Origin of the sequence: Rothia sp. HMSC058E10 (assembly GCF_001809415.1) — a bacterium.
Classification (GTDB): Bacteria; Actinomycetota; Actinomycetes; order Actinomycetales; family Micrococcaceae; genus Rothia; species Rothia dentocariosa.
The window spans coordinates 97,109-108,115 of sequence record NZ_KV797609.1 but is presented as its reverse complement, the minus strand read 5'-3'; the positions used below and the strand labels follow the sequence as shown (position 1 = coordinate 108,115).

Genomic DNA, 11,007 nt, shown 5'->3' with positions numbered 1-11,007 from the left:
CCCCCCCCCCACCATACTATGTATCTCGTTCAGGTTTTAATCGTCGAGAACGGCTTTCTCATCAAGAAGTTCCGCGATCGCCTGCGGTAAATACGCGGCCACTCGGCTGGGAGGAACCGGGCCCTTATACCCATCCAATGATGCCAGCGCTGCACGATTATGCAGGTAAACCGCCAGCGCCGCAAGACTTGCATACGTGCATCCCTCGACCTGCTCATGACGTTCCTGCGCAGCCGCCATATATTGAGCCAAAAGAGCCCCCAGAATACCGGTGAGGGTGTCGCCGCTTCCGGCGGTAGCAAGCCACCCGGTAGCCCCGTGCACGCTATAGGTGGCACCCACGGGGGCGGCGATAAGCGTCGTCGAGCCCTTAAGCATCACGGTTGCGCCGCTGAGCTCGCATGCGGCACGAACCCACCGGAAAGGCTCGGCGTTAATGTCTTCCCGGCTGGGTACGAGAGCACCGTCAAGCATTTCTTCCCAACGCTGCGGCGAATGCTCATGAATGCGCCGCAGAAAACGTTCCAGTTCCCCCGCATGCGGAGTCAGGATTTTATGTTCGCCTAGACTGTGCCCCGCCATTAAATAATCTGCGGCAAGGTCTACTGCACCAGCATCCAGAATTGCAGGTTCAGGGGCATTGAGCAGGTACCTGTTATGATCCAGGGTTTCGGGACCGGTGCCGCTGCCGCCAGCCCAGGCGTGCACATGCTCGTGGGCGGGAGGTCCTGTGAAACACACCGTTTCCGGGTTTTGCCCGAGCATGAGAGTGCGCAGGGTATCGTCTTTCCCATTGAAACGCACCATCCCCACCCCGGTATTGAGGGCAGCACGCACACTCATCAGGGCAGCACCGGGATAATCGCGACTTCCCGTGAGCATACCAAGCACACCGCGATTGTACTTATGTGAGAATACCGAAGGCTTTTCGAGCAGATCCCGATAGTCCTCACGTTCCATAACGCGCAGCATCGGCTTATACCCCTTGAGAGCTTCGGGAACCCCTAAATCGTAGAGTTTAATAGTTCCGCAGTGCTCCGCAATATGGGTTCCTGCCGGTAGTTTACGCCCAATAAACGTGACCGTTCGCGCAGCCGCGAGTGAGGGTTCGTGCAGGGTGCCGCGTTCGCTATCGAGCCCGGTCGGGGCATCACAGGCGAGCACTGGGGGTAATTTACCGTCCATCTGCACGGCACGGAGTTTAGCCAGGTACTCCCCCGCTTCCCCACGTGCTGCTCCCTTCGCGCCGGTTCCCAAAATACCGTCAATAATCAGGGAGTAGGAGGCAATATCGCGCAGACTTTGGGCGGTGTCAAGCACGCGGGTTCCTTCACCGCTTTCGCGGGCGAGCAGCTCCAGGTTATTACCGGTTGGGTCGAAGAGAACGGCCTCAATGCGGTACCCCTGCTGATGCAGCCGGGTGCCTGCATACACGGTATCCGCGCCGTTATTTCCCGGCCCAACCAATAAGAGGATGCGCGTATACTGGCTGTGCTGCCCCGCATCAGCAAGCATATCGTGAGCTTCGGCGGCGAGCGCATCCGCCGCGCGCTGCATCAAATACCCGTCGTAGTCCGGTGCCTCAAGGTAAGGACGTTCGGCGTTGCGAATTTGTGTACCCGTGTAGACGAGCTTCATAACTCCTCCTGATCAAATGCTCGCGTCGATGCGGCAGGGGCTAGTCGGTGGGGTCTTCGGTGAGAACCGTCATACTGTAGCTTTCAGGATCAAACCTTTTCAGATGGGCAAGCTCTGTAGCGCTCAGATATTCCGCCGTGGCGATGGCAACGGCTACGGGTTCATCGTGGGTTAGGCTCAGGTGCAGACGGTTGATGCCGAGGGTACGGGCACGTTCGGCGATCGTTCCCGTAAGAATCAGGTATGGCTGCCCACTCTCGCTGCTGGCGACTTCGCAATCTTGCCAGTTGAGCCCATCGGGTGCCCCTAAGACTTTGGCGACCGCTTCTTTGGCGGCAAAACGTACGGCTTGAGAACGGATATTACGAGTGCGCTCATTCGGTGTGAATACCCTGCGCACAAAAGCTGGTGTTTCGGTGACGATTCGTTCAAAGCGCTCAATGTTGACGGTATCTACGCCGATTCCGATAATCATTTTTCGCCTTTCCTGCCAAAATGCGAGTTTTGTTTTAAGTTTAGCGAGGTTGATGCAGGGAAGACAGCACAGCGAACAATGTTAACACATCATGAAACTTCCTCAGCCTCGCACTGTAGTGCGGGTTAACGAGGCGTGGGCGGTGCCGTCCCCTGAAGGGTAACGACACCGCCCACGCGAACGCATATGCGGGATGAGGATTACTCCACGGTCACCGACTTGGCGAGGTTACGGGGCTGGTCAACGTCCAGTCCTTTCGCTTCAGCAAGTGCGCACGCGAAAATCTGCAGCGGCACGGTGGCAAGCAAAGGCTGCAGCAGAGAAGGCGCGGCAGGAACGGTGATCAGACGATCCGCATATTCCTTGACAGCCTCATCGCCCTCTTCGGCGATGACAATGGTGAAGGCGCCGCGAGCGCGCACCTCCTGAATATTGGAAACAACCTTGCCATGCAGAGATTCACGCCCGTGTGCGGAAGGCACAATGATGATAACGGGCTGACCCTCTTCGATCAGGGCGATAGGACCGTGCTTCAGCTCGCCGGCGGCGAAGCCTTCGGCGTGGATGTAGCTGATCTCTTTGAGTTTAAGCGCGCCTTCAAGGGCAACAGGGAACCCAACGTGGCGCCCTAGGAAGATCACCGAAGAGGTATCTTTCATCTCGGCACCAAGTTCTTTCACGAGGGTATCGTTGTCGATAACCTTCTGGATCTTGGCGGGCATTTTCTGCAGCTCACCGAGAATAGCAGAGATTTCATCCTTGTACTTGTTGCCGCGAAGCTGCGCAAGATACAGACCCAGCAGATATGCTGCAGTAATCTGCGCCAGGAACGCCTTGGTAGATGCGACCGCAATCTCGGGACCAGCGTGGGTGTACAGCGCCGCATCGGATTCACGCGGCAGAGTCGAACCGTGGGTGTTGCAGATGGAGATGACCTTAGCGCCCTGCTCGCGGGCGTGACGCACCGCCATGAGGGTATCCATAGTCTCGCCGGACTGCGAGAGAGCCACAATCAGGGTCTTCTCGTTCACGATTGGGTCGCGGTAGCGGAACTCGTGGGCAAGCTCGACCTCGGTGGGGATACGGCACCAGTGCTCGATAGCGTAGCGCGCAACCTGACCCGCGTATGCTGCGGTACCGCAGGCCACCACGATGATCTTATCGATCGAGCGCAGCACGGAATCATCGATGTTGAGCTCGTCCAGAACGAGGTTGCCTTTTTCATCCATACGTCCCATGAGGGTCTGCTCAACAGCGGTGGGCTGTTCGTGGATTTCCTTCTCCATGAACGAGTTGTAGCCGCCCTTTTCCGCCGCTGCAGCATCCCATTCGATGTGGAAGGGCTTGCCTTCGGCGGGGTTGCCCGCAAAATCAATAATGGAATAGTCAGTACCGGTGATGGTGACAATCTGATCCTGCCCCATCTCTACGGCTTCTTTGGTGTGGTCGATAAACGCCGAAACGTCGGATCCTAAGAAATTCTCGTTCTCTCCCAGTCCAATCACCAGCGGAGAGTTGCGGCGGGTTGCCACCACACGGTCAGGGTGGGCTGCGTGAACCGCAAGAATCGTGAAAGCACCTTCCATACGGTTTGATGCTTCACGCACAGCCTCGGTCAGGTCTTTAGTACCCAGTTTGTTATAGATACTTGCGATAAGTGCCGCAGCTACCTCGGTATCGGTCTGAGACTGAAACTCGACCCCTTCGGCGAGCAGTTCGGCGCGTAGCTCGGCGAAGTTCTCAATAATACCGTTGTGCACAACCGCTAGACGGCCGTGATCGACCACGTGCGGATGCGCGTTATTATCGGTGGGGCCACCGTGGGTAGCCCAACGGGTATGGCCAATACCAATCTGTGATTCGGTGAGCGGCGCATCCTCGACCTCATGTTCTAGGTTGATAAGTTTGCCCGCCTTCTTGCGGAATTCGATGCCGTCAGGGCATACGAGCGCAACACCGGCCGAGTCATAGCCGCGGTACTCCTGGCGGCGCAGACCTTCAATGACCACTTTGTATGCATCGTGGTCGAATTTATTACCGTCCGGAGCTGCGTCCAGACCTACATATCCTACAATTCCACACATAGCTCAAGTTTATCTTATTCACGCCCCAGGGCAGCTAACCCGGCGCCCTTTACACCTGTGGGCAGAATAACCCCTAGTCAAAAGGCATTTCTTTCAAGGTATAGCCCCAGCCTTTGTGCATTCTTAACCTAAAGGATGCCACGCCTTGTTCGCATCTGACGCGCAAAATTCGTACACTTAGGGGAATGAGCTCCTCAAATTTTTCTGCCGCCAGCTCGCGTTTTGTCGAGCTGGAACGCTCACGATGGTCGCGGCTAGCGACCGAAATTTCGGTACCCCTCAGCGAAGAGGAACTCGAAGCGCTCCGCGGCTTAGGAGAACCGGTAGACTTCGACGAGGTGCGTCAGATCTATTTGCCGATCTCCCGACTTTTGAATCTATACGTCAATGCGGCATCCTCACTCAACCACATGACGAATGACTTCCTTCAGGCATCCCACCGACGAGTTCCCTTTATTATCGGTGTAGCCGGGTCCGTAGCGGTCGGCAAATCGACGACGGCACGCCTGCTGCAGGCACTCCTGAGGCGCTGGCCCTCAACCCCGAAGGTTCAGCTCGTCACCACCGACGGTTTTCTGTACCCAAATGCTGAGTTACAACGCCGCGGCATTATGCACCGCAAAGGCTTTCCCGAATCATACGACAGGCGGGCACTACTGCAATTCGTCTCCGATATAAAATCGGGAGTCCCCGTGGTCAGAGCCCCCAAATACTCGCATCTGTACTATGACATTCTTCCCGATGAACAGATTGAGGTCACAACCCCTGACGTGCTGATTCTTGAGGGACTTAACGTACTCGCTCCTGCTGGCACTGAAGGCCCCGAAACCTCAGACCTGACACTCAGTGACTTTTTCGATTTCTCCATCTACGTCGATGCGAATACCGAAGATATTCAACGATGGTACGTTAACCGGTTCCTCACCCTGCGCTCCTCCGCATTCACGAACCCAGATTCTTATTTTAAGCGCTATGCTGGTTTAAGCGATGCCCAAGCGATTGAGCTTGCCACCGGTATCTGGAAAACCGTCAACGAGCCTAACCTCGTACAGAACGTTCTTCCTACTCGCGCGCGCGCGCACCTGATCTTGCAGAAAGGTTCCGACCATAAGGTGGCGCAGGTTCTCTTGCGCAAAAATTAGCGCATTGCCGTTGACATATTCCAGAATAAAGACCAGTTTCCCAAGGAGGTTCCCGATGGGTACATCAGTTTTTTCACGCCGAGCGCTGCTGACTGCAGCCTCTGCAGCATCTGGGTCTTGGGTCTTGTCTGCATGCGGCTCTCAGGAACCTCAGACTAGCGGGAATACATCAGCTACTGCTTCCACTACACCAAGCGCGACAGGCACGACTTCTCCAGCAAGTGTGTCATCTTCACCTACCGCCACCCCGAAGGTTACGAAGAGTTCCACCCCATCGAACCCTACGATAAAACCTAGTGCGTCCCCGACGGCAAACGAGAAAACCCCAGAGACGAAACCGTCTGAAAAAGCTAACCCAGAGGCCACGGCCTCAGAGTCTTCACAACCCAAAGACCAGAAGTCGCAACCAGAAGGCGGCACTACAGAAGAACCTTCCGCGCCCGAGAGCAAAAAACCTGCTGAGCACACATCGGTCGAGTCGCACCCGGAATCGTTACGGTGCATCGTCAATAAAACTCGCCCATTCTCACCGCAAGATTGGGCCCCGCAGGATTTGGTGCCGTTTTATGGACAGCAGTTACGTGCTGAGGCGGCTGCGGCGGCACAGTCCATGATGGATGCGGCAGCACGGGATGGGGTAACCCTCACGGTCAGCAGCGCTTATCGTTCCTTCGCGGCACAGAAACAGACCTACCAGCATTGGGTTCAGGTTAATGGGCAGAAGACCGCAGATACGCTCTCCGCACGACCCGGATATTCGGAACATCAGACCGGACTGGCTATCGATTTTGGTTCCCCCGAAGGATGCCTGCTGCAAGAATGCTATCAAGATACTCGTGCGGGTCAATGGTTGGCGAAAAACGCCCCCGACTTCGGGTTTATCCTGCGTTTCCCAAAGAACCAGCAGCATGTGACGGGCTATATCTTTGAACCCTGGCATTACCGTTATTTAGGTGTTGGTCTGACTCAGGAGTATCGAGCATCCGGAGCAAAGACTTTGGAGGAGTTTTTTGGCACCGGTGCGGCACCAGATTATCTTGGGTAGGGTTCAGCCAGCCCTTATGGGTTTATCAATGGCCTACCCCCTAACTAGTCTTTAGACGGGGTTCTAACCCACAGAAACAAATATCTAAAATCAACCTTTAAAGATTGATATATGGTGTACTTGTGAAGAAAAACACTTTATTTGGAAGGGTTTTTGTTGGTTTTCCCTGAAAATTTGCTGGGAAACACGATACCCTGGGTACATGCTTAAAGGTTTTAAAGATTTCTTGATTCGTGGCAACGTTATCGACCTTGCAGTCGGTATCATCATGGGTACTGCGTTCACCGCAGTTGTGACTGCACTGGTTCAGTCGGTGCTCATGCCCGCAATTTCCATGCTCTTCCAGTTTCCGAACTTTGATTCTTTCCTCGTCTTCGGCCAGATTAAAATCGGTGTCTTTCTGACCGCTGTCGTAAACTTCCTGCTTATTGCGGCTGCCGTGTACTTCGCCGTTGTTCTTCCAGTTCAAAAGCTCAACGAAAGGGTTACCCGCAACAGGGTTGAAGAAATAGAAGAAACTGAGCTTACTCTTCTCAAGGAAATCCGCGATTCCCTCGCTAAGAAGTAATCTACGGATCACTCCGATTCAAACATAACTAGTCATTCAACAAAAGCCGTGGGGCGCATCCGATTTTGGATGTGCCCCACGGTATTTTTCAACTCGAATAAATCTGCCGATATGAGCTGAACCTGCGCTATAAACAAAATGCGTATCGTTGGCGAAATATTTCTATTTCGCCAACGATACGCATCAATTTTCTAGAAAGCTTGTAAGACTAGAGAGCCAGTTCTTTCGCCACCACATCCGCAAGATGCTGAGCAACAGAATCGGCCTGCTCCTGCGTAGCGGCCTCAACCATAACGCGTACCAGCGGTTCGGTTCCAGAAGCACGCAGAAGAACACGCCCGCTCTCCCCCAGCCCTTTCTCGGCATCGGCCACAGCAGTATTCAGCGCAGCATTGGTTGAAACGCCGGCACGATCTACGCCCTTCACGTTAATCAAACGCTGCGGGGTGGGCTGCATCCGTGAGGCTAGCACAGAAAGTTTCTCCCCGCTACGCGCCACCTCAGCGGCAAGCTGAATCCCGGTGAGCACACCGTCGCCCGTGGTCGCATAGTCACTCATAATCACATGCCCGGACTGCTCACCGCCTAGGTTATACCCGTGCTCACGCATCTCTTCGAGTACATAACGATCTCCCACGGCGGTGCGCACCAGCGAAATGCCATGCTCACGCAGATAGAGTTCAAGCCCTAGGCTGCTCATCACGGTTGCCACCAGAGTGTTCTGGCTCAGGTGCCCAGCACGATGCGCCGCCAAGGCAAGAATAGCCATAATCTGATCGCCGTCTACCAGGTTCCCCTGCTCATCAACTGCCTGACATCGGTCAGAGTCACCATCGTGTGCAATCCCCAAGGTTGCGCCGTGTTCAACGACGGCAGCTTGAAGGGACTGCGGATGCGTAGAACCTACGCCATCGTTGATATTGGTGCCGTTCGGTTCAGCAGCGAGCGCGATAACCTCAGCCCCTAGCCGGGTGAAGGCCGCAGGAGAGGCTGCATAAGCCGCACCATTTGCACAGTCCAGCACAATCTTAAGACCCGTGAGGGGCTTCTCGTCTTCTAGCGTGGAAACTAGGTGCTTCACGTATGCCTCAGTACCGTTCTCCAGGGCGCGGATAGTGCCGACCTCGCCCCCGGTAGGGTATCTAAAGTTCTTTTCCCGGTACACGCGCTCAATGGCATCTTCGGTGGCGTCTTCAAGCTTTTGTCCACCACGCGCCAAGAATTTAATACCGTTATCGGCGGCGGGGTTATGCGATGCTGAGATCATCACACCAAAGTCTGCATCCGTGTAAGCAACCAAGTAGGCGGCGGCCGGAGTGGGGACGATTCCCGCGTCCAACACATCCACACCAGCGCTGGTAAATCCGGCTTTCATGGCAGAGACAATAAAATCTGCGGATGCGCGTGAATCGTTAGCGATTACGGCGCGAGGGCGGGTGCCTTCGGCGACCTGCTCATGTCCAAGTACAAGGGCGGCTGCCTGCGCGAGCTCAAGAGCGAGTGCCGGAGTGATAATCTCATTCGCGAGGCCGCGCACGCCGTCAGTTCCAAAAAGTCGTTCAGTCACCTTACTATCTTACGCCGGAACCGCCCCCGCTTTGGTAGGCAGGGGCGGTTCTTAGTTATTTTCTTAGCAGGTTTATTGAATAAACTAACCAAAAGTTTTATTTATTGGATGACAGGGAAACCTTCAGGGTCACTGCCGCCTTCTTCTTCAAAAACATCCGTTGCAGAACGTACAATCAAAGGATCGCAAGTTCCCACGACTTCACGGTCTTTTGAGGTGTAGTCGAATTGTGAAAGCACGTAACGCATGGCTTCCAAACGAGCACGCTTCTTATCATTTGACTTAATAACGGTCCACGGAGCATCGCCGGTATGGGTGTAGAAGAACATGGCTTCTTTCGCAGCAGTGTAATCATCCCACTTATCGAGCGAAGCTAGGTCAGTAGGTGATAGCTTCCACTGACGAACAGGATCAGTGCGGCGTGAGGTAAAGCGTGCCAGCTGCTCCTGCTTGGTGACTGAGAACCAGAACTTAATGAGCTTAATGCCCGAGTTCACGAGCATACGCTCCAGGTCAGGTACTTCGCGCATAAACTCGAAGTACTGGGCCTGCGTGCAATAGCCCATCACACGCTCAACCCCGGCGCGGTTGTACCAGGAACGGTCCATCATGACGATCTCGCCACCAGAGGGTAAGTGCTTGATATAGCGCTGGAAATACCACTGAGTCTGTTCAATATCGGTTGGCTTTTCAAGAGCCACCACGCGAGCCCCACGGGGGTTCAGGTGTTCCGTAAAGCGTTTGATGGAACCACCCTTACCCGCAGCATCGCGTCCCTCAAAAATAATGAGGATTTTCTGCCCGGTCGATTTTGCCCATAGCTGGAGCTTCAGAAGCTCAATCTGCAGTGCGCGTTTTTCTTTTTCGTATGCTTTACGACCGAGTTTTTCATCGTAGGGGTAGCCAATCTTCCAGGCATCGCCCCTTGAGCTTTTCTTATTTCCGCTCAGAGCATGGGTGAGAGATGCCATTTCATCCAGTTCTGCCGCATAGTCTTCAACCACCGAGGTGCGACGAACTTGGGGTTTGAGAGCTTCTTTAATCGCGTGCTTTTTCTCTGATACGGCTGGATCTGCAACATCGGAAGACTGAGGAGCGGTTTCGGGTACGGTGCTCTCGACCTGCTCCGTTGCGGGCTGAAGGTTCTTTTCTGTCATGAATTCTCTTTCCGTTCGTGTCTGCTTTGACACTTTAACTGTACCGAGAGTGAGAATGAGTGACAAATGTAACAGTTATCGCAACCTTATGCAGGTAAACCCCTTATAATGCACAAAGCCCCCGCGCTTCTTTGGGAAGCGCGGGGGCTTTGTGCAGCAGAACCAGCGATTAACGCTTGGAGAACTGCGAAGCCTTGCGTGCCTTCTTGAGACCGGCCTTCTTACGCTCGATAACACGTGCGTCGCGAGTCAAGAAGCCTGCCTTCTTCAGCGCGGGACGATTGTTCTCACGATCAATCTCGTTGAGGGCACGAGCGATACCAAGGCGCAGCGCGCCTGCCTGACCGGAGGGACCACCACCGCTGATGCGTGCAATCACATCGTAAGCACCTTCAAGTTCTAGGATCTTGAACGGCTGGTTCACATCCTGCTGGTGCAATTTATTGGGGAAGTAGCTATCTAGGCTACGGCCGTTAATGGTCCAATTACCGGAACCGGGAACCACGCGAACACGTGCCACTGCTTCCTTACGACGACCGACTGCAGCACCTGCAACAGTCAGTGCCGGACGGCTTGTCTGTGCAGCCGCCGCTACGGGGGCTGCGGATTCCGAGGTGTAGCTAGTGAGCTCTTCCTCGACTACGATCTGCTCTTCGTTCTGAGCCACGATTTCTCCTAATAGTTTCTTCGTAGGCCCGAATTACTGGGCGACCTGGTTGAATTCGTAGGTCTTGGGCTGCTGTGCCGCGTGCGGGTGCTCGGGACCAGCGTAGACCTTCAGCTTCTTGATCTGCTGTGCAGCTAGCTTGTTCTTGGGCAGCATGCCCTTCACAGCCTTCTCAACCGCACGAACAGGGTTGGTTTCAAGAAGCTCTGCATAATTGACGGACTTCAGACCGCCAGGGTAACCCGAGTGGCGGTATGCACGCTTCTGCTCAAGCTTTGCACCGGTCAGAGCGACCTTCTCGGCATTCACGATGATCACGAAATCGCCGGTGTCCACGTTAGGGGTAAAAGTCGGCTTGTGCTTACCGCGCAGCAGGATAGCGGTCTGGCTTGCGAGGCGACCGAGCACCACATCGGTGGCATCAATGATGTGCCACTGGCGCTCAACTTCGCCGGGCTTAGGAGTATAAGTGCGCAAAATATTGGCCTTTGTCTCGAAATGTACATTCGGCGCTTAGTTGGGTATCACGCCTATTACTACGTGCATGACGAATCCGGGTGAGGACCGAATGCTCGCCCGTTCTGACCCGTACTCTGCGACACCTTGACGTCCTGCAACTAGACAGTGCCGAGAGCGTGCTCGGGCAGAACACGCACAACTAGCA

The 11,007-nt window shown here is 54.7% G+C and carries 10 protein-coding genes; 3 read left to right on the top strand and 7 right to left on the bottom strand.

Translation table 11 applies throughout. The features are described from left to right. Positions 1 to 36: 36 nt before the first annotated feature. From HMPREF2609_RS00945 to glmS, 3 genes are all read right to left on the bottom strand, one after another. Complete coding sequence (locus tag HMPREF2609_RS00945; RefSeq protein WP_070534500.1) at positions 37 to 1,638, bottom strand: bifunctional ADP-dependent NAD(P)H-hydrate dehydratase/NAD(P)H-hydrate epimerase; 1,602 nt, start codon at positions 1,636 to 1,638, stop codon at positions 37 to 39. A 40-nt stretch (positions 1,639 to 1,678) separates the two neighbouring features. Continuing rightward, positions 1,679 to 2,113, bottom strand: coding sequence for a holo-ACP synthase (locus tag HMPREF2609_RS00940; protein ID WP_048751175.1), 435 nt, complete (start codon positions 2,111 to 2,113; stop codon positions 1,679 to 1,681). A 200-nt stretch (positions 2,114 to 2,313) separates the two neighbouring features. Beyond that, complete coding sequence (glmS, locus tag HMPREF2609_RS00935; protein WP_070534499.1) at positions 2,314 to 4,197, bottom strand: glutamine--fructose-6-phosphate transaminase (isomerizing); 1,884 nt, start codon at positions 4,195 to 4,197, stop codon at positions 2,314 to 2,316. A gap of 185 nt (positions 4,198 to 4,382) precedes the next feature. Here glmS and coaA point away from each other — a divergent pair, with 185 nt between their 5' ends. The 3 genes from coaA (at position 4,383) to mscL (ending at position 6,952) form a co-directional block, all read left to right on the top strand. Then, positions 4,383 to 5,339, top strand: a complete 957-nt coding sequence (gene coaA, locus HMPREF2609_RS00930; RefSeq protein ID WP_070534498.1) for a type I pantothenate kinase — start codon at positions 4,383 to 4,385, stop codon at positions 5,337 to 5,339. A 55-nt stretch (positions 5,340 to 5,394) separates the two neighbouring features. Next, entirely contained in the window at positions 5,395 to 6,384 is a 990-nt protein-coding gene (locus tag HMPREF2609_RS11055; RefSeq protein ID WP_246825526.1) for a D-alanyl-D-alanine carboxypeptidase family protein, read from the top strand. 202 nt (positions 6,385 to 6,586) lie between these two features. Then, positions 6,587 to 6,952: a large conductance mechanosensitive channel protein MscL gene (gene mscL, locus HMPREF2609_RS00915; protein WP_070534496.1), complete on the top strand. Its 366-nt coding sequence runs from the start codon at positions 6,587 to 6,589 to the stop codon at positions 6,950 to 6,952. A 208-nt stretch (positions 6,953 to 7,160) separates the two neighbouring features. Here the strand turns inward: mscL and glmM are convergent, their stop codons facing one another. The 4 genes from glmM to rplM form a co-directional block, all read right to left on the bottom strand. Next, positions 7,161 to 8,519 (bottom strand): phosphoglucosamine mutase, encoded by a 1,359-nt coding sequence (gene glmM, locus HMPREF2609_RS00910; protein WP_070534495.1) that lies wholly within the window; start codon positions 8,517 to 8,519, stop codon positions 7,161 to 7,163. Positions 8,520 to 8,620: 101 nt separating this feature from the next. Then, positions 8,621 to 9,676: a polyphosphate kinase 2 gene (ppk2, locus tag HMPREF2609_RS00905; RefSeq protein WP_013397602.1), complete on the bottom strand. Its 1,056-nt coding sequence runs from the start codon at positions 9,674 to 9,676 to the stop codon at positions 8,621 to 8,623. A 169-nt stretch (positions 9,677 to 9,845) separates the two neighbouring features. Beyond that, positions 9,846 to 10,343 (bottom strand): 30S ribosomal protein S9, encoded by a 498-nt coding sequence (rpsI, locus tag HMPREF2609_RS00900; protein WP_004005250.1) that lies wholly within the window; start codon positions 10,341 to 10,343, stop codon positions 9,846 to 9,848. Between the two features lie 33 nt (positions 10,344 to 10,376). After that, positions 10,377 to 10,820 (bottom strand): 50S ribosomal protein L13, encoded by a 444-nt coding sequence (gene rplM, locus HMPREF2609_RS00895; RefSeq protein WP_004005251.1) that lies wholly within the window; start codon positions 10,818 to 10,820, stop codon positions 10,377 to 10,379. Positions 10,821 to 11,007 lie beyond the last annotated feature (187 nt).